General features: G+C 51.6%; 20 protein-coding genes, 15 tRNA genes and 1 rRNA gene. 33 read left to right on the forward strand and 3 right to left on the reverse strand.

Annotation, left to right across the window (positions count from 1 at the left end):
- The 16 genes from EDM54_RS11525 to EDM54_RS11600 all read left to right on the forward strand — a co-directional run.
- Positions 1 to 131 (forward strand): 23S ribosomal RNA (locus tag EDM54_RS11525); the annotation flags it as partial.
- A 76-nt stretch (positions 132 to 207) separates the two neighbouring features.
- Positions 208 to 283, forward strand: a tRNA-Asn gene (locus EDM54_RS11530).
- Positions 284 to 290: 7 nt separating this feature from the next.
- A tRNA-Thr gene (locus EDM54_RS11535) sits at positions 291 to 366 on the forward strand.
- Positions 367 to 382: 16 nt separating this feature from the next.
- Positions 383 to 456: transfer RNA gene (locus tag EDM54_RS11540), tRNA-Glu, on the forward strand.
- Positions 457 to 541: 85 nt separating this feature from the next.
- Positions 542 to 617, forward strand: a tRNA-Val gene (locus EDM54_RS11545).
- A gap of 177 nt (positions 618 to 794) precedes the next feature.
- A tRNA-Met gene (locus EDM54_RS11550) sits at positions 795 to 871 on the forward strand.
- Between the two features lie 29 nt (positions 872 to 900).
- Positions 901 to 977, forward strand: a tRNA-Asp gene (locus EDM54_RS11555).
- Positions 978 to 996: 19 nt separating this feature from the next.
- Positions 997 to 1,072 (forward strand) — tRNA-Thr (locus EDM54_RS11560).
- A 6-nt stretch (positions 1,073 to 1,078) separates the two neighbouring features.
- Positions 1,079 to 1,163 (forward strand) — tRNA-Tyr (locus EDM54_RS11565).
- A 9-nt stretch (positions 1,164 to 1,172) separates the two neighbouring features.
- Positions 1,173 to 1,248, forward strand: a tRNA-Lys gene (locus tag EDM54_RS11570).
- Positions 1,249 to 1,265: 17 nt separating this feature from the next.
- A tRNA-Leu gene (locus tag EDM54_RS11575) sits at positions 1,266 to 1,352 on the forward strand.
- Positions 1,353 to 1,367: 15 nt separating this feature from the next.
- A tRNA-Gly gene (locus EDM54_RS11580) sits at positions 1,368 to 1,443 on the forward strand.
- 155 nt (positions 1,444 to 1,598) lie between these two features.
- Positions 1,599 to 1,672 (forward strand) — tRNA-Arg (locus EDM54_RS11585).
- 69 nt (positions 1,673 to 1,741) lie between these two features.
- Positions 1,742 to 1,818, forward strand: a tRNA-Pro gene (locus EDM54_RS11590).
- An 8-nt stretch (positions 1,819 to 1,826) separates the two neighbouring features.
- Positions 1,827 to 1,914, forward strand: a tRNA-Leu gene (locus EDM54_RS11595).
- 10 nt (positions 1,915 to 1,924) lie between these two features.
- Positions 1,925 to 1,998: transfer RNA gene (locus EDM54_RS11600), tRNA-Gly, on the forward strand.
- 481 nt (positions 1,999 to 2,479) lie between these two features.
- Here the strand turns inward: EDM54_RS11600 and EDM54_RS11605 are convergent.
- Positions 2,480 to 3,610, reverse strand: coding sequence for a sensor histidine kinase (locus EDM54_RS11605; protein WP_003386727.1), 1,131 nt, complete (start codon positions 3,608 to 3,610; stop codon positions 2,480 to 2,482).
- A 329-nt stretch (positions 3,611 to 3,939) separates the two neighbouring features.
- On the opposite strand from EDM54_RS11605, the gene EDM54_RS11610 reads away from it, so the two are divergent.
- The 14 genes from EDM54_RS11610 (at position 3,940) to ytfJ (ending at position 13,780) form a co-directional block, all read left to right on the forward strand.
- Positions 3,940 to 4,596 carry a TerC family protein gene (locus EDM54_RS11610; protein WP_039070863.1) on the forward strand — a complete coding sequence of 219 codons (657 nt, stop codon included), beginning with the start codon at positions 3,940 to 3,942 and terminating at the stop codon, positions 4,594 to 4,596.
- Between the two features lie 99 nt (positions 4,597 to 4,695).
- Positions 4,696 to 5,283, forward strand: coding sequence for a YkoP family protein (locus EDM54_RS11615; protein ID WP_003386724.1), 588 nt, complete (start codon positions 4,696 to 4,698; stop codon positions 5,281 to 5,283).
- Positions 5,280 to 6,410, forward strand: coding sequence for an MGDG synthase family glycosyltransferase (locus EDM54_RS11620; protein WP_003386722.1), 1,131 nt, complete (start codon positions 5,280 to 5,282; stop codon positions 6,408 to 6,410). The genes EDM54_RS11615 and EDM54_RS11620 overlap by 4 nt, the downstream gene beginning before the upstream one ends.
- A gap of 97 nt (positions 6,411 to 6,507) precedes the next feature.
- Positions 6,508 to 6,714 (forward strand): alpha/beta-type small acid-soluble spore protein, encoded by a 207-nt coding sequence (locus EDM54_RS11625; protein WP_003386721.1) that lies wholly within the window; start codon positions 6,508 to 6,510, stop codon positions 6,712 to 6,714.
- A 147-nt stretch (positions 6,715 to 6,861) separates the two neighbouring features.
- Positions 6,862 to 7,068 (forward strand): DUF1657 domain-containing protein, encoded by a 207-nt coding sequence (locus EDM54_RS11630; protein WP_003386720.1) that lies wholly within the window; start codon positions 6,862 to 6,864, stop codon positions 7,066 to 7,068.
- Between the two features lie 70 nt (positions 7,069 to 7,138).
- Positions 7,139 to 7,999 carry a DUF421 domain-containing protein gene (locus tag EDM54_RS11635; RefSeq protein ID WP_003386719.1) on the forward strand — a complete coding sequence of 287 codons (861 nt, stop codon included), beginning with the start codon at positions 7,139 to 7,141 and terminating at the stop codon, positions 7,997 to 7,999.
- Positions 8,000 to 8,015: 16 nt separating this feature from the next.
- The gene (spoVAC, locus tag EDM54_RS11640) at positions 8,016 to 8,489 is read left to right on the forward strand and encodes a stage V sporulation protein AC (RefSeq protein WP_003386718.1); all 474 of its coding nucleotides are present in this window, start codon (positions 8,016 to 8,018) and stop codon (positions 8,487 to 8,489) included.
- 3 nt (positions 8,490 to 8,492) lie between these two features.
- Positions 8,493 to 9,512, forward strand: a complete 1,020-nt coding sequence (gene spoVAD, locus EDM54_RS11645) for a stage V sporulation protein AD (RefSeq protein ID WP_003386717.1) — start codon at positions 8,493 to 8,495, stop codon at positions 9,510 to 9,512.
- A gap of 1 nt (position 9,513) precedes the next feature.
- Entirely contained in the window at positions 9,514 to 9,864 is a 351-nt protein-coding gene (gene spoVAE / locus EDM54_RS11650; protein WP_003386716.1) for a stage V sporulation protein AE, read from the forward strand.
- A gap of 116 nt (positions 9,865 to 9,980) precedes the next feature.
- Positions 9,981 to 10,622 (forward strand): spore cortex-lytic enzyme, encoded by a 642-nt coding sequence (gene sleB / locus EDM54_RS11655; RefSeq protein WP_003386715.1) that lies wholly within the window; start codon positions 9,981 to 9,983, stop codon positions 10,620 to 10,622.
- A gap of 67 nt (positions 10,623 to 10,689) precedes the next feature.
- Positions 10,690 to 11,352: a L,D-transpeptidase family protein gene (locus EDM54_RS11660; protein WP_003386713.1), complete on the forward strand. Its 663-nt coding sequence runs from the start codon at positions 10,690 to 10,692 to the stop codon at positions 11,350 to 11,352.
- Positions 11,353 to 11,525: 173 nt separating this feature from the next.
- Positions 11,526 to 12,491: an S-layer homology domain-containing protein gene (locus EDM54_RS11665; RefSeq protein WP_003386712.1), complete on the forward strand. Its 966-nt coding sequence runs from the start codon at positions 11,526 to 11,528 to the stop codon at positions 12,489 to 12,491.
- Positions 12,492 to 12,560: 69 nt separating this feature from the next.
- Complete coding sequence (locus EDM54_RS11670) at positions 12,561 to 13,226, forward strand: DUF2953 domain-containing protein (RefSeq protein WP_122958215.1); 666 nt, start codon at positions 12,561 to 12,563, stop codon at positions 13,224 to 13,226.
- 95 nt (positions 13,227 to 13,321) lie between these two features.
- Positions 13,322 to 13,780, forward strand: coding sequence for a GerW family sporulation protein (gene ytfJ / locus EDM54_RS11675; protein ID WP_003386710.1), 459 nt, complete (start codon positions 13,322 to 13,324; stop codon positions 13,778 to 13,780).
- 75 nt (positions 13,781 to 13,855) lie between these two features.
- Here ytfJ and EDM54_RS11680 read toward each other — a convergent pair whose 3' ends face one another.
- Both EDM54_RS11680 and pyc read right to left on the reverse strand, forming a co-directional pair.
- The gene (locus tag EDM54_RS11680) at positions 13,856 to 15,091 is read right to left on the reverse strand and encodes a flagellar cap protein FliD N-terminal domain-containing protein (RefSeq protein ID WP_122958216.1); all 1,236 of its coding nucleotides are present in this window, start codon (positions 15,089 to 15,091) and stop codon (positions 13,856 to 13,858) included.
- A gap of 53 nt (positions 15,092 to 15,144) precedes the next feature.
- On the reverse strand, positions 15,145 to 18,591 hold the full coding sequence (gene pyc / locus EDM54_RS11685) for a pyruvate carboxylase (RefSeq protein WP_031933477.1): 3,447 nt from the start codon (positions 18,589 to 18,591) through the stop codon (positions 15,145 to 15,147).
- A 128-nt stretch (positions 18,592 to 18,719) separates the two neighbouring features.
- Here pyc and EDM54_RS11690 point away from each other — a divergent pair, with 128 nt between their 5' ends.
- From EDM54_RS11690 to tpx, 3 genes are all read left to right on the forward strand, one after another.
- Positions 18,720 to 19,169 carry a gamma-glutamylcyclotransferase family protein gene (locus EDM54_RS11690; protein WP_003386707.1) on the forward strand — a complete coding sequence of 150 codons (450 nt, stop codon included), beginning with the start codon at positions 18,720 to 18,722 and terminating at the stop codon, positions 19,167 to 19,169.
- A 48-nt stretch (positions 19,170 to 19,217) separates the two neighbouring features.
- Positions 19,218 to 19,751, forward strand: coding sequence for a hypothetical protein (locus EDM54_RS11695; RefSeq protein ID WP_031933476.1), 534 nt, complete (start codon positions 19,218 to 19,220; stop codon positions 19,749 to 19,751).
- Between the two features lie 91 nt (positions 19,752 to 19,842).
- Positions 19,843 to 20,364, forward strand: coding sequence for a thiol peroxidase (gene tpx / locus EDM54_RS11700; protein ID WP_003386705.1), 522 nt, complete (start codon positions 19,843 to 19,845; stop codon positions 20,362 to 20,364).
- Positions 20,365 to 20,453 lie beyond the last annotated feature (89 nt).

A 20,453-nucleotide genomic window follows, 5' to 3' on the forward strand; every position in this document is an offset into this window, starting at 1 on the left:
CCTCCAAGATGAGACTTCCCACAGCGTTAAGCTGGTAAGACCCCTCATAGACGATGAGGTTGATAGGTTCGGTGTGGAAGCGCGGCAACGCGTGGAGCTGACGAATACTAATCGGTCGAGGACTTATCCACACAAATCCTTACAGCATGCATATCCAGTTTTGAAGGCGCGAAGCTACATAAGTGGCATAAGTGCTTTTCAAAATGTTCCTCGGTAGCTCAGTTGGTAGAGCAATCGGCTGTTAACCGATCGGTCGGGGGTTCGAGTCCCTCCCGAGGAGCCATATACTTGCTCCTGTAGCTCAGTCGGTAGAGCGTTTCCATGGTAAGGAAGAGGTCGCAGGTTCGATTCCTGTCGGGAGCACCATTTATCCATTACATATGGCCCGTTGGTGAAGCGGTTTAACACAGCAGCCTTTCACGCTGTCATACAGGGGTTCGAATCCCCTACGGGTCACTTAATAACCCAACGAATTGTTGGGCCCCTGCAAAGTACTCTCAGGATATGCTGTGAAGCATACCGGTCGCTTTGCAAGGATGATGGAGGCTTAGCTCAGCTGGGAGAGCATCTGCCTTACAAGCAGAGGGTCGGCGGTTCGATCCCGTCAGCCTCCACCATATGCTTTATTCGCAGCTATCGGTTACGGGATCTCACCGTTCCGGTTCACCCTCGGAGAAGCGCAAAGGAGTATTGCTTGGGTACTTCAGATCTTGCTCGCATGTGAAGAGTAATCGACGCAGTGTCGCAAGTGGAAGCGATCCCGTCAGCCTCCACCATATATTTATTAAAAACGTCGCGGGATGGAGCAGTCTGGCAGCTCGTCGGGCTCATAACCCGAAGGTCGCAGGTTCAAATCCTGCTCCCGCAACCAAATTTTCTACTTGGTTTGTCTCAAAATATGGAGCTGTGGTGAAGTTGGAGTTCACGCCGGTCTGTCACACCGGAGGTCGCGGGTTCGAGTCCCGTCAGCTCCGCCATTTTAAAAAAGCATAAATTGCCGGTGTAGCTCAATTGGTAGAGCACCTGACTTGTAATCAGGGGGTTGTGGGTTCAAGTCCTATCGCCGGCACCACTTTTTGGGGAGATAGCGAAGAGGCTAAACGCGGCAGACTGTAAATCTGCTCCCTATGGGTTCGGCGGTTCGAATCCGTCTCTCCCCACCATTTTAGTGGGAGCCATTAGCTCAGTTGGTAGAGCATCTGACTTTTAATCAGAGGGTCGAAGGTTCGAGTCCTTCATGGCTCACCAGTTTTTACAATCGATATGCGGTCGTGGCGGAATTGGCAGACGCGCTAGATTCAGGTTCTAGTGGTGGCAACACCGTGGAGGTTCAAGTCCTCTCGACCGCACCATCAATTCGATACCATGCGGACGTAGCTCAATTGGTAGAGCGTCGCCTTGCCAAGGCGAAGGTCGCGGGTTCGAGCCCCGTCGTCCGCTCCATGATGCGTATGCAGGTCTCTCACCCGTTCCGGGTTTACCCTCGTGGTAATACACGAAGTAAAGCTCGGGTACTTCAGATCTGGCTGCGCATAGAAGAAATGATCGACGAGGAGTTGCCAGTGGAAGCGAGCCCCGTCGCCCGCTCCATACATCATGTGCCCTTAGCTCAGCTGGATAGAGCGTTTGACTACGAATCAAAAGGTCGGGAGTTCGAATCTCTCAGGGCACGCTTTTCTATTCCTCAAATAAAGCAGCTTGCGTCATGTTTCGCTTGTGAGGCCATAATTCAATAAACAATCGGGAAGTAGCTCAGCTTGGTAGAGTACTTGGCTTGGGACCAAGGGGTCGCAGGTTCGAATCCTGTCTTCCCGACCATGATTTTTGCCGGGGTGGCGGAATTGGCAGACGCAACAGACTTAAAATCTGTCGGGAGTATCTCCCGTACCGGTTCGAGCCCGGTCCTCGGTACCATCGTTGTTATGCGGGTGTAGTTCAATGGTAGAACTCCAGCCTTCCAAGCTGGTCGCGTGGGTTCGATTCCCATCACCCGCTCCATCAGATAGAAGAAACAGGCACTTACTTCAATAAGTGCCTGTTTTTTTATGCTCTCATTATAGATTGATACCTACCTGCGATTGAATTGAATTTATTAAAACCGGTAACCCGACCAATCTCTATATAAATGAGCTAAATAAGTCTTTTGGCCCAGATTTTTCGACCATCGACAATATGTGAGGAGTTCGACAAGGTCAATGGACTTTGTCGAAAGTTGTCTTAAGGTTTGGGTAGTAGAAACATATGTTTTCGTGTAGAGTAGGGTCTAGATCGCTTACTCGAAAGGTAAACGGATCTCTTGCCTCGCCCTCTGTCATCAGAGGGCATTTTTTCGCTTTCGATAAAAAGCACGTTGTCCACACGAGCACGTCTCTGTTGTAAAGGGGAGCAGCTGAGTCCAAAGCGATCTAAACAGCCCGAACATGACAAACAGGTGAGAATGAAAAAGCTTCTTTCGAGCAAACCTCGAAAGAAGCTTTGTTTATGCCAAAGGCAGTGTAACGATAAAACGGGTGGACTCGCGGGTAGATTCGCAGGAAATCGTTCCATTGTGCTTCTCGATGATGTTTTTGCAGATCGACAGACCAATCCCGGTTCCATTTTGTTTCGTCGTAAAAAAGGGCTGAAACAAGCTTTCCAGGATGTCTGGCGGAATCATTTCCCCGTTGTTTTCGACCGAAAGCTGTACCATGCCATTCTGACAAGCTGACTGAACCCGGATCATCTTTTCGGGTCTTCCCTGGACAGCGTCGATAGCATTGGTCAAAAGATTAACGACGACTTGCTTTAACCCTTCTTCATAGCAGCTCAGCATACAGGGCTCAATCTGTTTTTCAAACCCGATATTTTCAGCCAGAAGCCGAGGTGTAATGAGAAGCTCTACCTCGTATAGCAAATGCTCCACATCAACCGTCTTAAAGATTTCATCCAGGATTGGCTTCTTGGAAAAGCTGAGAAAACCGGTTATTTGCCGATGCAGGTTTTCAAATTCATGCATGACCACTTGGATATAGGACTGGAGCTTGTCCTGGTCGCGAGTCGATTCGGCGATCAGCTTCAAGAAGCCTTCGATGGCACACAACGGATTTCGGAGCTCATGTGCCATATTAGCAGCAATCTTGCCCAACATGGTCAATTTGTCGTTATGCAGGAAGGAGATCGTTTCTTCCTTTTTCACAAGCTCTTTATTAATCAGTTGTTCAAAATGGTAAACAGCCCAAAAAATGCTTTCATCCATGGCCTTCCCCAACTGCGTTTCGAGGTAAATCATGTGTTCAGTTGTCAGCGACCACTTGAGCAGCTCCGGCTTGATCACACGCCAAAAGACATTTCGATACAGCTGATAGGTGCGTAAGATCGACGAAAACGGGTACTCCTGGGAACGCAGCCATTCCCCCATTTCCAGACACCAGGTTTGCATATCCTCTTCGACATTTTCAACCAGATAACGTGCCAACAATACGGTACGCTTCTCCGCAAAATCGCGAGGGATCGTCAGCGGGGTTTCCATGCTCAAAACGATCTCCTGCAACCATAGCGTAGTGATGGTCGGCCCCATATCCAGAATTTTTTGTGAAACGTTTTGAAGGTTCAGAGAGACAGTTTCCACCATATCTTATCCCACCCCACTCATATCGTACGGAAGGATGTCCAGAAAAACAAGGTATATATCTCCTATATTGCGTTGAAAATTGTTTTTTTATGGAATTTTTGTTCAACAAAATCCGAGTATTCTCGTCTTTATTCGGGAATAGAAAAGCGCTCATGAGGGGGCATCTGGGAGCATAGAGTAAGAAGGACAACCGTAAATCGGAATCGTCGGGCGGGGGAAGGGCGAAAAAGAAGTCGGTTAGGGGAAGAGCAAATAGAAGTCGGTTAGGGGAAGAGCAAATAGAAGTCGGTTAGGGGAAGGGCAAATAGAAGTGGGTAAGGGGAAGAGCGATGGAGGGGCAATTTTGGATTGGCTTGCTGCAAATTTTTCTCATCGATCTGGTACTCAGTAGTGACAATGCCGTTGTTATCGGGATGGCTTGCCGGGGGTTGCCGCCAACAGAGCGAAAAAAAGCCATTTACATAGGAACAATGGGAGCGATCGTGCTTCGTGTTCTGCTGACCGGGATGACGACCTGGATGCTGGACATCCCCTTGGTAAAAGTAGTAGGAGGAGTTCTGCTTTTGTGGATCGCCTGGAAGCTCATGTTTGGCGATCAGGAGGAACCGACGGAGGTGTCCTATAGCCAAAATGTCTCGCAGGCAGTCAAAACGATTATTCTGGCGGACTTTGTCATGAGTCTCGACAATGTGTTGGCGGTAGGCGGCGCTGCTGACGGAGACTTGCTCTTGATCTTGATGGGATTGGGTATGAGCATACCACTATTGATGTGGGGAAGCTCGCTGGTCGCGCGTTTGATTAACAGATTTCCCAGCTTGTCCCTGCTCGGCGGCGGGGTACTGGCGTACACGGCCACGGAGATGTGCCTGGAGGACCCTTACGTTTGGAAGCTTCTCAATCCGTTGCTTTTAAATCATGCGTGGATTCCATTTTTGGTTGCGGGCGGCATCGTCGCATTCGGGCGCTACTGGAGAACGACTGGCTGAATCAAGTCTTCCTCCGGCAGCAGCCCGGTGTTTTCTTCAAGCAGGATCGGGCATACTACGAATACAGAAATACACAGCTAGAAAGGAACCGATTTGGAGATGAACACGGGCATCTTGATCTTGTGGGGGATTTGGGACGAGCTTTATCAGCGCTGCACCAGGCTGCGATATATTGAAAAAGGCAACAATATCTTTCGCATTGTCCGCATGCGCTACCGTGGTGAACCGCTCGTCACCTCGGATAATCGCGTCATTTCAAAAGGCGATCTGATCTTAAAACTGCATATACACAATTACTACTTCGCGACCCTCAGCAAAGGCGTAAAAGATGACCTCAGAGTGGCTTTGCTGCTCAGGCAGCAAATCATGCGTTCACTGCCGCAGCTAGCCAGTTACCTCAATAATATGGAAGAGAGGGACGAGATCAAAGGAATCGTCGGAACAACAACCCTGAGCAAAGGGGTAACCCCTTTGGGCTTCTCCGTTTCCAATGTGCCGATGAGCTGGTTTTTTCGATACAAACGCTGGTACCTGAAGCTGATGATTCGATTTATTCATCCGGATGGAAAGAAAAGGATGAAAACATGGGATCAGGACGTCCCGTTAAAGCGGGTGTACATGTCCAAGGAAGAGCTGTTGCGAAGGTATCTCATGCAACAGCCCGAACGAGCAGGTGATACGGTATGAGCGCGAAGCGAATCTTGCTCGTTACCGAAGAATGGGCGGGAAGCGGTCACCGCATGGCCGCCGAAGCACTCGCTGAAGCTCTGATAGAGCTGCGGCCCACAGCTTATGTAAAAGTAGTGTCGGGCCTACAAACAGCAAGTCCGGCGTTGCGGGAAATCTCCCGCTTTTTTTATCTGCACATGCTCCGGTACAACCCCGGATTATGGCAAAAAATGCATCGCAACGACAAAAAGTGGGCGGCCGTGCTTAACAAACCGCTGGCAGTCTGGCTCTCCAGAAGAATGGTTCGGGAATTGATCGATCGGGAAAGACCTGATGTTGTCGTTGCTACGCATGCGTACTGCTTTTCCGCGCTCGCTGAAGCAAAGCGGAAAGGGGCCAAACCCTATCAGCTTGTTGGTGTTCCCACCGACTTTTGTGTCCATCGATTTTGGATTCATCCAGAGACGGATGCTTACGTAGTTGCCCATGAACAACTGGCCGATCCGATTCGGGCAGATCGTCGGCTTGAGAGAACACCTGTACTGGAGTATGGCATTCCGATCCGCCGCACTTTCCAGTCGTCTGCCCTCCAGGATAAAGCTTCCTGGAAAGATCAGCTTGGCCTGGGCCCCCAGCAGTTTACTGTGTTAATAAGCGGAGGTGAAGGGGGATATGGCTCGATGGAAGAGGTGATTCGCGTTTTGATGCGCGAGCCGGAGCCTCTCCAAATCGTTGTGATTACAGGAAAAAATCACTCTCTTCAGGAGAAATTGGTCAGGCTGACATCCTCATGTCCGCCTGTTCATAATGTCATCGTCAGAGGATATGAGCCCGAAATATGGAAATGGATGTCTGCTGCGGATGTGTTTCTTACCAAACCGGGTGGAATCAGCATCGCAGAAGCCCTTGCAGTCCAAACGCCCCTTGTCTTGTTTCAACCGCTGCCAGGTCAGGAATGGCGGAATTTGTCCTTTCTTCTCAAGCACGAAGCTGCTTTTTATGCACGTACGACAGATGAAATCAGCCAGATCGTACGGCAGCTTCGATACTCCCCTGCAGAAAGAAAGGATGTGAGCCAAAGAATGGCTTCCTTGAGCAAACCGGATTCGGCAGAGCAGATTGCGAAATATCTGCTCCAGCTATAACGCTATAAATTGCCAGTGAAAATCAAAGTGACAGAATGAATGAAAGAGGGGGTCAACAGACATATTAAGCTTACAACCAACGAGGAGGTGATTACAGATGGCAAACAACAACGGTGGTTCCCGTAACAACCTTCTGGTACCGCAAGCTAACCAAGCTCTGGATCAACTGAAGTACGAGATTGCTGCTGAGTTCGGTGTTCAACTGGGAGCAGACACCACTTCCCGTCAAAACGGTTCTGTTGGAGGAGAGATCACTAAGCGTCTCGTTTCCTTCGCTGAACAACAATTGGCTGGTCGTGCATAACCAAATAGGTTGAATGTCGGAAAGGCACCATAACGGTGTCTTTCCTTTTTGTTAGTATCTGTAAAATTTTTACAGTTCGCTTTTTTAAAAGCGTGGGATTAAATGCCTGCAGTTGGTTGACTCTATAGGTGCTAGGAGGTGAATCAGATGACAGTTGCATCCCAAGTGAAGCAGACGCTGGCAAGCTTAAAGGGAGCTCAAGCGAATCTGGAACAATTTGCGCTCAGCACCCAAAATCAGCAAGCGAAGCAGTTGTACACACAAGCTGCACAGCAGACAGAGTCGATCGTGACCAATCTGCAGCAGCGCGTTACCGAGCTTGAAAACGAGGAGCCTCAATACAAAGGCTTCTAAGTACCTTTCAGGAAACAGGAGAGGGGCTTCTCTCTCCTCTTCTCTAGTACATGAGCGGGAGGGTTTATGCGTGCCCGATTGGTTAAATATCGCACTGCGCTCACTCGGAGCTGTGGTCTATCTGTTCATCCTGACAAAAATTATCGGCAAGCGTCAAATCAGGCAATTAACGTACATTGAATACATTGTCGGCATTACGATCGGCTCTATCGCCGCCTTCATGGCAACAGAGATGGACGGCCCTATCTACCACAGCCTGATCGCTTTGACGGTGGTAGCAATCTTTCCTGTTTTGTTTGAATGGCTGGCTTTAAAGAGCAAGGTTCTTCGGGATTTTTTTGAGGGAAAAGCGACGATCTTGATCAAGGATGGCAAGGTGTTGGAAGACAACCTGAAAAAAGAGCGGTGGACCTCTGAAGACCTGATGGAGCAGCTGCGAATCAAAAATGTGTTTCGCGTGGCCGACGTCGAATTTGCAGTGATGGAGACCAGTGGAGAATTGAGCGTGCTTTTAAAATCGCAGCATCAGCCAGTGACCCCGCAGCATCTCGAGCTTGAGGTGTCGCCGGCAGAGGAGCCGCAAGCAGTCATCATGGACGGGATGATCATGGATGAGCCGCTGTCGAACATGGGCTTGAACCGTTCCTGGGTACGGGCTGAGCTGCAGAAGGCCGGCGTCGCCCTGGAAAATGTCTTTCTCGGCCAGGTTGACAAAGGCGGTCAGCTATACCTCGATCTGTATGACGACAAAATCAAAGTGGCTGAGCCGCAGGCGTTGAAACTAACCTACGCGCAGTTGAAAAAGTGCCAGGCCGATCTGGAAGTGTTTGCGCTGTCTACGAAAAATCAGCAGCAAAAACTCGTGTACCAAAGAGACGCTGAAGAACTGCAAAAGGTTATGGATCAGGTCAAGCCGCTGCTGACAAGATAGGGAAGAAGGGAAAACAATGGCGGATCAAAAAAAGAAAAAGCTTACCCCCGTCCAGCAGGAGTATCAGCAGTTAGCCAAACGTCACGAGCCCCCTCGCCCTTTGCTGCGCAATTTTACGCGGGCGTTTTTCACAGGGGGGATTATTTGCCTGATCGGGCAAGGCATTCAGGAGATGTTTATCCGGTACTTTGACTTTACGGAAAAGACGGCCGGAAATCCGACAACAGCCGTGCTCATTTTTCTGTCCGCTCTTTTGACAGGGCTCGGTGTATACGACCGGATTGCACAATGGGCAGGAGCCGGGACAAGCGTTCCGGTAACCGGTTTTGCCAATTCGATTGCATCAGCCGCTATCGATCACCGGAGCGAAGGCTTTGTCCTGGGAGTGGGCGGAAACATGTTCAAACTGGCGGGATCGGTGATTGTGTTTGGAGTTTTTTCCGCATTCGTGATCGGGATCGTGAAAACGTTGATCAAAATGGGAGGATAAGCCATGCGACAAGGGCATCAAACATGGGTGTTCCCTTCGAGGCCGGTCATTCTCAGTACGGCTGCCATCGGCGGTCCTTTCGAAGCAAAAGGACCTTTGGGAGAGGATTTTGACATCACGCATGGGGACCTCATGCTTGGACAAGACAGCTGGGAAAAAGCCGAAAAAGTTCTGTTGGAGGAAGCTTGCGACAAAGCATTGGAAAAAGCAGGCCTGCAAAAGGAGCAAGTCCATTTCTTGCTTGCAGGCGATCTGATGAATCAGATCATTACGTCCAGCTTCTCTGCCCGTACATTGGGTATCCCCTACATCGGCCTGTTTGGAGCTTGCTCGACAGCGATGGAAAGCTTGGCGCTTGGTGCGCTATTGGTAGACAGCCAGTCAGCCGACTACGTATTGGCTGCTACCGGAAGCCACAACGGGGCAGCAGAGAAACAGTACCGCTACCCAACCGAATACGGTTCGCAAAAGCCGCCTACAGCCCAGTGGACCGTTACCGGAGCAGGTGCAGCTGTTGTGGGAAACAAGGGGAGCGGGCTGCGGGTTCATGCCGCGACGATCGGCCGCATCGTCGACATGGGGCTGAGCGACCCGTTCAACATGGGGGCGGCGATGGCGCCAGCAGCACTTTCGACGATTGAGACTCACTTCCGCGATATGCGGCTCCCGCACGATCACTACGATCTCGTCGTAACGGGAGATTTGGGAAAGGTCGGTCACCAGATCCTCTCGGAGCTTTTGCCGAAGCATAACGTCGATATTCCGCTGGATCGGTACATCGACTGCGGCAAGCTTATATACGGAGACAATCCGACTGTCTGGTCGGGAGGGAGTGGCTGTGGCTGTGTCGCTACGGTTACATACGGACATCTGTTGCGAAGGATGAGAGAAGGCGAATGGAAACGCATATTGGTCGTCGCTACCGGCGCCCTTTTGTCACCCATCTCCTATCAGCAAGGGGAAAGCATTCCCTGCATTGCTCATGCGGTCGCCATTGAAGCAGAGCATCCGGAGGAGGGGTAGCATGACGTTCCTGTGGGCATTTTTGGTGGGAGGCACGATCTGTTTGATTGGCCAGTTTCTGCTCGACGTCGTCAAATTGACGCCCGCTCACACCATGTCCTCTCTGGTCGTAGCAGGAGCTTTGCTCGATGGATTCGGCTTGTACGAGCCGCTTGTCAAATTCGCCGGAGCCGGGGCCACTGTGCCGATTACCAGCTTTGGCAACGCTTTGGTTCACGGAGCCATGCAGGAAGCGGAAAAACACGGGATTGTCGGCGTGATTACCGGCATATTTGAAGTGACGAGTGCAGGGATTTCGGCGGCGATCGTGTTTGGATTTTTTGCGGCGGTCCTGTTCAAACCAAAAGGATGAAACGAGAAGCATGGGCTTGAGCGATAGACGGCATGTATTGGCAAACATGCCAAAAACCTTGAATTGAACCTGATCTTCTCTCCCGATAGAATGGGGGCTTGAGGAGGGGGATATAGGTGTTTCAGAAAAAAAGCGGGATTGCCCTGTTTTTGTCTGTCCTGGTCGCTTTCTTGCTGGCTGTTCCGGCATCTGCTGCTCCCGTGCTTAAAAAGGGAAGCAGGACCGGTGACGTCTGGGATTTGCAGTATCGTCTGCAGGTGATAGGCCTGTATCAAGGGCCTTTGGATGGAATATACGGAAGCAAGACCACCCAGGCAGTCCGCCAGTTTCAAAAAAAGTACGGGATGCCTGCAGATGGAATTACAGGAAAAATGACATGGAAAAAGCTGAAGAAAGTTACCGTAAATCGATCCGAGATGCAAATGCTGGCCCAATTGGTTTATTCCGAGGCAAGGGGCGAGCCTTATGTCGGACAGGTGGCCGTTGCCGCAGTCGTCATGAACCGCTTGCAATCCAGCAATTTCCCCAACAGTATTCAAGAGATTATTTTTCAGCCTTATGCCTTTACGGCGATTGACGACGGACAATACTGGCTGACACCAGGGAAGACGGCATATCGAGCCGCTTATGAAGCGGTGCGAGGATGGGACCCATCGGGCAATGCCCTGTTCTACTTTAATCCCAAAACAGCGACTTCCAAGTGGATCTGGTCCAGACCTCAGATTAAAAAAATCGGAAGCCATATCTTTGCCAAATAATCGATAGTGATTGCTTTCGTACAGCTTTTCTTCTGATAATCAGATCAAGAAGTGGAGCGATATCAGCATGATGAGAGCCTTTCTGTCTGTCATTTCCGTGCTCATCATCCTCATGGCCTCGCTTGTTCCGGTTCACGCCGAGCAGGCTGATCCGCCAGTCTACATTTATATCAATTTGTGGGAGAACAAGCTGTACCTGCGGACGGATAAGGGGGAAGTACTAGCCTCTTACCGCATAGCACCGGGAGCTGTCGATACGCCCTCGCCCATAGGCCTGTTCACAGTCACGAAAAAATCGCTGAATTGGGGCGGCGGATTTGGTTCTCGCTGGCTGGGAATCAATGTTGAATGGGGGACGTACGGAATTCATGGGACAAATCGCCCTGAGCATATTGGACGGTACGTCAGTCATGGATGCTTCCGGATGAAAAACAAGGACATCGAGAAGCTCTACCCGCTTGTAAAAGTAGGGACCCCCGTCATCATAGACGGGCCGATCATGGGGCATGAAAGGCTAACTTATCGGGTATTGGTTCCGGGGTCGCGAGGAGCATTGGTCAAGCTTGTACAAAATCGATTAAAGGCGGCGGGCTATTACAATGGTCCCGTGCATGGTCATTTTGACAAACATTTTGAAAGGGCCGTTTTTCGCTTTCAAAAGAAAGAAGGCCTTGCAGTGACAGGGCAGATCGGTCTGGAGGACCTGGTCTATTTGGGGATCGTCGAGTGAGTGGAGTTGTCCGACGAGTAGATGAATCTACGATGTGGGCAGCTCCTTTTTTACTGCTGCTTTCGGTTCTTGTATACCAACAGAGGCTGGCAATCATTGAGGGTTGTTTTCTGAATATTTTCCTTTACAATAGTACAAAGAGATTTCCAGCAATCGACTACAGGAGGTTGATGATGAAAAAGATGCTGATTCTAGCCTCGCTGGCAGCTGTCATTTTCACGGGCATGCCAAAAGCAGAGGCAGAGACAACACGAGCAAACCTACCATACACCGATGTAGCCGGACATTGGGCAGAGAAGGACATTCAACAATTGTACATAACAGAGGTAATCGGTGATGCCAAGAGTTTCCGCCCAGACGATCCGATCACACGGGCAGAATTGATCACAATGTTTGTAAAAGCCAAAGGAGTCCAGCCAGCAGCACAGGAGGCATCACCCTTTGCGGATATTCCTTCGGGCGATTGGCTCGCGCCATATGCCATAACGGCGTATCGACTCGGCATCGTTCATGGAGAGTATTCAGAGGGAAAACTCGTTTTCAAGCCGGACGAGCTGGTAAGTCGAGAAGAGATGGTGTCGATGCTGATACGGGCAATGGGCGACAGCGGCAAGGTGAATCAGTTGCCTTGGTCCTCCGCGATTCAAACACTGCAGCAGTATCCGGATGGACGCAGCGTGGAAGAGGCTTATCAGCGGTCATTTGCATTTGCCCTGCAAAATCGGTTGGTGAATCCGTACCAGGATGGAAACCTGCAGCCACACCATGAAATAACGAGAGCGGAAGCTGCGACCTATACCGCTATCCACCTTTTGGAAAAAGGAGAAGAACAAAAAGCTCCTACAGGGACTCCCTTCACAAAAAAACTGACGGTTGAGACGACGGCATATACATATCCGGAGGACAAAGCGGAGGCGCTTTCTTATCTGGAATTCCCATTGCGTGTAGGGATTGTAGCCGTGGATCCTGCTGTTATCCCGCTGGGTAGCCATTTGTACATTGAAGGCTATGGGTATGCCGTCGCGGCTGATATCGGGAGCGCGGTGAAAAATAATCGCGTGGACCTGTTTTTCTCTTCGCGGGTGGAAGCCTTGAACCACGGGATTAAAGATGGCGTGACTGTTTACGTCCTCGACTGATAGATTTACCTTTTGCAACATATTTTCCCATCCATTCACTCATACTAACGGTGAAAGGATGGGGTTTTTTTGTTGGGCTGGATACTAATTGGACTCTTCGTATTTATTGTGCTGCTTGCCGCAACGCCTGTACGTATTTCCCTTTACTATGGCAGGGTCAGTGAAAACGATCACCTCGTCGTTGAGGTTTCGGCATGGTTTCACCTGATCCGGCGCAAATATGAGCTGCCGGTCGTGATGGTAAAACAGACGGAAAATGGCCCCGAATTGAAGGCAAAAGTGGAAACGGTGAGACAGGAAGAGAAGACGGCAGAAACGGTAAGAGGTGTAGGGAAGGATCAACTGCAGAAGTGGAAACAGAATTATCAGGTCATACTGGAACGCTTCCATGATTTTAAACCGGTTCTTAAGCAATTTGCCAAGCAGATTCGATGCGAACGGCTGGAATGGCACACTGTTCTGGGAACGGGCGAGGCTGCGGAGACTGGTGCGCTCCTCGGAGCGGTGTGGGGAGTGAAAAGCATTTTGATCGCGCTTTTCTCACACGCCATTTCTTTGCGGAGCATGCCGCGGCTTAGTGTGCAGCCTGTCTGGAATCAACCGGTCATTCGCACCCAAGCGAGGTGCATTCTCCACTTTTTCCTCGGCCATGTCTTGGTAATGGGGCTCCGTCTGCTGTTTCGCTTGAAAAAGGGGCGTGTCCACAAATGGGAGACGAGTCCCTCCGGGGCGTAGGAAAAGCGTACATGGCCTGTTCTTCTTTTGGGCAAGCTACTAGTTGTAAACAGTTTGCGCAAAACTGCATTTCACCCCAGTAAGGAGGAAATGATATGGCAGACCATCCCATTCAGGGTTTGATGAGAACGGCTATGGAAAATATCAAACAAATGGTTGATGTGAATACGATTATTGGCGACCCGGTGGAAACGCCGGACGGAAGTGTGATTCTGCCGATCTCCAAGGTTGGCTTCGGCTTTGCGGCAGGGGGCAGTGAGTTTCAATACGAGCGCGATCATCCGGGTGTGATCGGGCATCCTTTTGGCGGCGGAAGCGGGGGCGGCGTATCGATTACGCCTGTTGCATTCCTGGTCGTGGGCAAACAGGGCATCCGCTCCATTCCTCTCGAAAATTCCACTCATCTGTATGACCGTATTTTGGACAGCATCCCTCAATTCGTGGAGAAAATGCAGGGGATGTTCGGCAAAAAGGAAGAGGCCCCGGTCTCTTCGACTACCATCGTGACCAATGTCGATGAGCACGATCTGGAAGAACTGATTGAGCGAAGCTGATTGTTGGGGCATGAGGCAAAACGAAAAAGACAGGTTGGCCGCGCGGGGGCACACCTGTCTTTTTGTTTGGGATATTCACCACAACTGATTGATGATCAAGCCCGTGTAAACCGCTTGCCGGTAGAAGTGATTGGGCAAAAGAAACGAGGAGAATGCTCGACCCGAAGCATCTTCTTCGTTGAAGCCTGTCAAATTGGCGGGGGAAGCCGTCCTCCATTTTCCCGTCTCCCTTTCGACCAGTTGAGACACCTTGGATACGTCTTGTACAAAAGCAGAAAAATCGCGCTCGACAGAACGGGTCAGCGTCTCCTCGTCCAATTTCAACTGACCGTTGGGAGCAATGTGCAATCCGTAATCAGCAAGCCCCGATTGAACAGTCCGGGCAATCTGCTCCAGTGATGCAGGGAGTATGGTCGTGAAAAGGTTCGGCCTTTCTTCTACGAAAGCATGCAAGCGATTATAACGAGTCACCAGTTCCCGGGTTTTCTCCAGCAAGAGTTCGCTGTCCGGCTGGATAACCAGGGATGCTTTGCCCGGCTGGAGCAGGGTTGCGGCGACCTTTCCAGAAAGCTCCACCTGGTTGGAGGGGGAGCCGCTACGCATCCCGTCCAGATCGTATTCGGCATCGGAGGCTTTCATAGCGACCTGATCGAGTCCGAGAGTGCGAACCACGGCCCCGTCTATATCGCGTAGCTGAAAAGCATGCTTTGCCCCCGTATGACTGGAGCGGAGGACCATCCGGCTCATCGTCTCTGAATATTCGATTGAAGCAGCCAGATCTGCCTGATGGATGACACCTGCCAAACGCTTAAGCAATTGTTCATGCGAATCGTCTTGCTTTGCCTGGATGGCGAGGATGTTCTCCTGTTGACCGATCGTCAGGGAAAACGTATACACGCCGGGGGGCAAGAGGGAAGGGCCGCTGCTTTCAGCCATGATTCCCCGATTTGTCTGCTGCGTTGCCAGGCGGATGACATCCAATTGGTAGCTGCCCGGCTCTGCCCCGGGGGCGGCTTTTGCCTGAGCGCGTTCCGGGTGGGAGCTCACTGCAACTCGCGCGTGCAGCACACTGTTTCTTCGCGAAGGGTCAAATTGCTTGGCAGCCTGGCTTAATTCGGCCGTATAACGATATAGCTGGGAGAGGGAGTCAGCCATGTCTGTCATCCATTGCTGTTGGCGCGTATAAAAGGGCTGCAGGCTGTATCCGACAATGGGCTGGACAGGACCGCTCAATTTGGCTTGAATCATCTGAAAGTGGTATGGACCCACCCGCCTGCTGTACGGAATCTGGCTGACCTGTGCTAGACGCACACCCATCTCCTCCTTTCACTTGCGTTTCATCTCCCTACCATTATAAGGCAATCCTATTCCATTTCAACAAGCAAGTCACCCGTTTCGATCGCATCTCCCGCTTTTACATGAACGGCTTTGATTTTCCCGTCCATTGGCGCTTGAATGGTGGTCTCCATTTTCATCGCTTCGCTGACCAAAAGATGCTCTCCCTTGCGTACCTTGTCGCCTGCTGTAACGAGAACTTTCAAGACTTTGCCCGGCATGGACGCGCCGAGCTGTCCGGGATCTTGCGGGTCGGCTTTGCGGCGGGCCAGCTCCGAGACCTTTGCAGCGTGATCGCGGATGAAAATTTCCCGCGGTTGGCCGTTCAATTCAAAATACATGATGCGCCGTCCGTCCGGATGCAGCTCGCCTACGGCGACAAGCTTGATAATCAGCGTTTTTCCGCGCTCGATCGTGATTGCCGTCTCTTCTCCCGGACGAAGGCCGTAGAAGAAGGTCGGGGTATTGAGCACGGACAAATCGCCGTATTCCTTCAAGCTTTGGTCATACTGTAGAAACACCTGCGGGTACATGATGTAGGACAGGACATCCAGTTCTGTCGCCTCCCGCCCGATTTTCTCTGTCAGTTCCAACGCTACCTTGTCAAAGTCTACCGGTGCCAGAAGCTCTCCCGGACGAGTCGTAAAGGAGTCTCGTCCCTTCAAGACGAGCGCCTGCAGTTCTTTCGGGAATCCGCCCGGAGGCTGTCCCAGGTACCCCTGGAAGAACTGAATGACAGAGTCGGGGAAATCGAGCCGCTCGCCTTTTTCCCAGATGTTTTCTTCGTTCAGTCCGTTTTGAACCATGAACAGCGCCATATCTCCGACTACCTTGGAGGACGGTGTGACCTTGACGATGTCGCCGAACATCTGATTGACAGTAGCGTACATCTGTTTTACCTCGTCCCAGCGGCCTTCCAGTCCGACAGCTTTCGCCTGCTGCTCGAGGTTCGTATACTGGCCGCCCGGCATTTCATGGATGTAAACCTCGGTATTGCTTGCTTTCATTCCGCTCTCGAATCCTTGGTAGTAGGGGCGGACATCCTCCCAGTAATCGGAAAGCTTGTTGAACGCGTCGAGGGATAGACCCGTATCCCGTTCGGTATGCTCGAGCGAAGCGATCAATCCGTTCAGGCTGGGCTGGGAAGTAAGCCCCGACATGGAGCTGACGCACGCGTCGACGATATCGACGCCGGCTTCAATCGCTTTTACGAGCATCGCGCCGCCGTTTCCGGACGTGTCATGCGTATGCAAATGGATCGGGATGCCGATCTCCTGCTTGAGAGCCCGCACCAGCTCGTAGGCTGCGTACGGCTTGAGCAGTCCGGCCATGTCTTTGATCGCGAGGATATGGGCTCCTGCCTTCTCCAGCTCCTTGGCCAGATCGACGTAATAGCGCAGCGTGTATTTGGTCTTCGATGGATCGAGAATGTCGCCGGTGTAGCAGATCGCCGCTTCGGCCACCTTGCCCGAATTGCGGACGGCTTCGATCGCTGTCTGCATGCCCGGCAGCCAGTTGAGGCTGTCAAAGATGCGGAAGACGTCGATGCCGTTCTCGGCGGACGCTTTCACGAAAGCGTGAATCACATTGTCCGGATAGTTGGTGTAGCCGACCGCATTTGCGCCGCGCAAAAGCATCTGGAACAAAATGTTGGGAATGCGCTGACGAAGTATTTGCAGACGCTCCCACGGCGATTCTCTGAGGAAGCGCATCGACGTGTCGAACGTGGCCCCGCCCCACATCTCCAGGGAGAAGAGGTCTGCTCCCAGCTTGCCGGTCGCTTCAGCGACAGCTGCCAAATCGTACGTCCGGACGCGAGTCGCAAACAGCGACTGATGGGCGTCGCGGAAGGTGGTGTCGGTTACGAGCACGCGCTTCTGCTCCTGAATCCACTTCACGAGGCCGTCTGCGCCTTCGCGCTCCAGAATTTGCTTGGTTCCGTCCGGATACGGCTGGGCAAAGGGAGTGCGCGGGATGCGCGGCGTATCGAAGTGCGGCTTCTTGTCCTGCGTGGACAGCCCCGGATAGCCATTGACAATCGTGTTGCCGATGTAGCTTAGAAGCTTGGTGCCGCGGTCTTGACGTCCCGGGAAAATGAACAGCTCCTGCTTCGTATCGATGAAAGACGTATCGTATTGTCCGCTGAGAAAATCGGGATGCGTCACTACATTTTCCAGGAACGGAAGATTTGTTTTGACACCGCGGATGCGGAATTCCCGCAGCGTTCTGAGCATTTTCCGGGCTGCCTGGTCAAAAGACGTGCCGTATGTGGAGATCTTCACCAGGAGCGAATCGTAGTACGGTGTAATAATCGCCCCCGGATAGCCGTTTCCGCCGTCAAGCCGCACCCCGAAGCCTCCGCCTGAACGCCATGCCAGCAAGCGCCCGGCGTCGGGCAGGAAGTTGTTTTCCGGGTCTTCTGTCGTCACCCGGCACTGTATCGCGTAACCGCTCATCTTGATCGCTTCCTGGGAGGCAATGCCAATTTCCGGATCAGACAGGCTGTGCCCTTCGGCAATGCGGATTTGCGCCTGCACGATATCAATGCCTGTGATCAGCTCGGTAATCGTATGTTCCACTTGAATGCGCGGGTTTACTTCGATAAAGTAAAATTGACCGTCGGGCGTGAGCAAAAACTCGACCGTACCCGCGTTGGAGTAACCGGCTTCCTTCATCAATTTCAAGGCAGACTGGCAGATTTCCTCGCGCAGCGCATCATCCAGGGAAAGGCTTGGCGCGACTTCGACCACCTTTTGATGACGGCGCTGCACGGAGCAGTCCCGTTCGAACAGATGCACAATATTGCCGTGTGCATCGCCGAGAATCTGCACTTCAATATGCTTGGGGTTTTCCAAATAACGCTCCAGATACACCTTGGCGTTGCCAAAGGCGGAGCGAGCTTCGGAACGGGCCCGGTCCAGAGCATCCTGGAGCTCATCCTGGCTTCGCACGATCCGCATGCCGCGGCCGCCTCCGCCAGAGACCCCCTTGATGATTATCGGATAGCCGTGCTCCTTGGCAAACAAAAGGGCTTCCTGAAGGGTTTCGATCGGCTCGGGTGTACCCGGAATAACGGGAATGCCTGCTTCGATGGCCATTCGGCGCGCTTCGACTTTGTCTCCAAACTTGTCGATCAAAGTGGAGGAAGGGCCAATAAAGATGATGCCTTCTTCAAGACAGCGCTGGGCAAACTCCGCATTTTCCGCGAGAAATCCATAGCCCGGGTGAATCGCATCGATATCGTTGCGCTTGGCAATTTCGATAATGCTCTCAATGTCCAGATAGGCTTCAATGGGACCTTTTCCGGCGCCTACCAGATACGACTCGTCCGCCTTGAAACGATGGATGGACACGTTGTCTTGCTCGGAATAGATCGCTACAGTGCGAATGCCCAGTTCAGTTGCTGCGCGGAAAATCCGAATGGCGATTTCCCCGCGGTTGGCGACCAGCAGCCGGTTGATTTTTCTCTTTGTCATGGTTTCTCCCCCTTTTTTACCCTAAGCACTTGTAAAGTGAATATTATATATAGAGTAAATATACAAAATTGTAGATACAGAAACACCCCTTTTTTTTCTGAAAAATCCTGAAGTAGGTGTAAATATTCATGACGAGAATCCTGCCCGTGTTCGTATATGGCTCTCTGCTTCCCGGTTTCGGCAACCACAATAGGTATGTCAAGCCTTACCCGCATACGCTTCAGCCTGCGATAGTACGGGGACATTTGTACCATTTTTCTGCCGGTTATCCCGGCTTGCTGCGGGGCGAATCGGGGACTGTGAAAGGAGCGCTGCTCACATTTTCCAAAGACGTCTATGAAGAAGCACTGGCCGGACTGGACGAGCTGGAGGACTATTTCGGACCAGGCGACCCTCGCAATGAGTATGAACGGGTGGAGGAAAGTGTCATGAAAATGCCTGGAGGAGAAGAAATCCGGGCATTCCTCTACAGGTATGTAAAGGAAGACTGGGCCAGACGGGAAGGGATTTACATTCCGTCGGGAGATTGGGCCGGGTTTATCAAAGACAGGCAGAGGGACAGCAGGCAGGGTGAATAGCAGCTACCGGATTTGCCCAAAATGGTAGGGAAAGGAGGGGACCCTGCCATGGACTTTTTGCAAAAGACCCCGGCCGAAATTTGGCGCATGCTGATACCGCCTGCAAACTGGATGTTTTGTGAAGAGATGCCAGAGGACGAGCTGATCTTTCATTATCGCGATTCGATTTACTTTATCAACGAGGACGGATCGGTGCTGGCTCTGCCGAAGCCGGCGTGTTTTGAACAGCTCGATCTGGAAACGCTGCTGGAATGGCTGGCAACGTCGGAGGAGACTGTCGATTTCGACGATAACGGGGAATTTGATTACGGCTTTGTACTGAAGCAGATGGGATTCGTCGTGCCGACCCGCAGGCCCCGTGAAACAAGTTCGTTTCAAATTGAAATCATCAACACGGTTCTCCCGCAATCGATGTGCACGCGCTACGAGCTGAAAAAAGTAAGCTTTATATTTGCGCTGTATCACGCCCTCATGCGCTGCCATGAGCTGAACAGGCGGAGCGGCTGGGAGTACGAGCACGAAATCAAAAGCATTACCAAACTTGAACAAAATCAGATCGGCGGATTGCGACTGAATCTGTAATTTCCCTGTTTCCATAGTGAAAATCGTAGAAAAATGAGGTATGATTGAGAAGGTACATAACCTACTATCATTTTGTGAGGAGGAAGATTTGATGACATCTGCAGTAGAACGCCATGGCGCATTTACCTTCAAAGGCAACCCGGTTACCTTGCTCGGACCTGAAATAAAGGTAGGGGACACCGCTCCTAATTTTACCGTATTGGCTAACAACCTGACCCCTGTGACTCTGGATGATTCCAAAGGCACTGTACGCGTGATCTCTGTCGTTCCGTCTCTGGATACTGGCGTGTGCGACGCGCAAACCCGCCGTTTTAACGAAGAAGCTGCAAAGCTGGACGGCGTAACCATCCTGACGATCTCTGTCGACCTGCCGTTCGCGCAAAGCCGCTGGTGCGGTGCTGCCGGCATCGACAAGGTGCAAACGCTGTCTGACCACCGCGACCTCTCCTTTGGTCTGGCATACGGCGTAGCGATCAAAGAACTGCGTCTTCTGTCTCGTGCAGTCTTTGTCGTGGATGCAAACGACAAAGTCGTTTACGCAGAATACGTTCCGGTTGTCGGCGATCATCCGAACTACGAAGCTGCGATCGAAGCAGCCAAAGCGGCGAAGTAATCGATTCCCGCCAACATTTTTGCGTCTACTGTCAAAAATACCAGCCTCCTTCCACGTGAAGGAGGTTTTTTTATGGAGCGTGCCCAGCA

It is taken from the genome of Brevibacillus borstelensis (assembly GCF_003710865.1).
Classification (GTDB): domain Bacteria; phylum Bacillota; class Bacilli; order Brevibacillales; family Brevibacillaceae; genus Brevibacillus; species Brevibacillus borstelensis.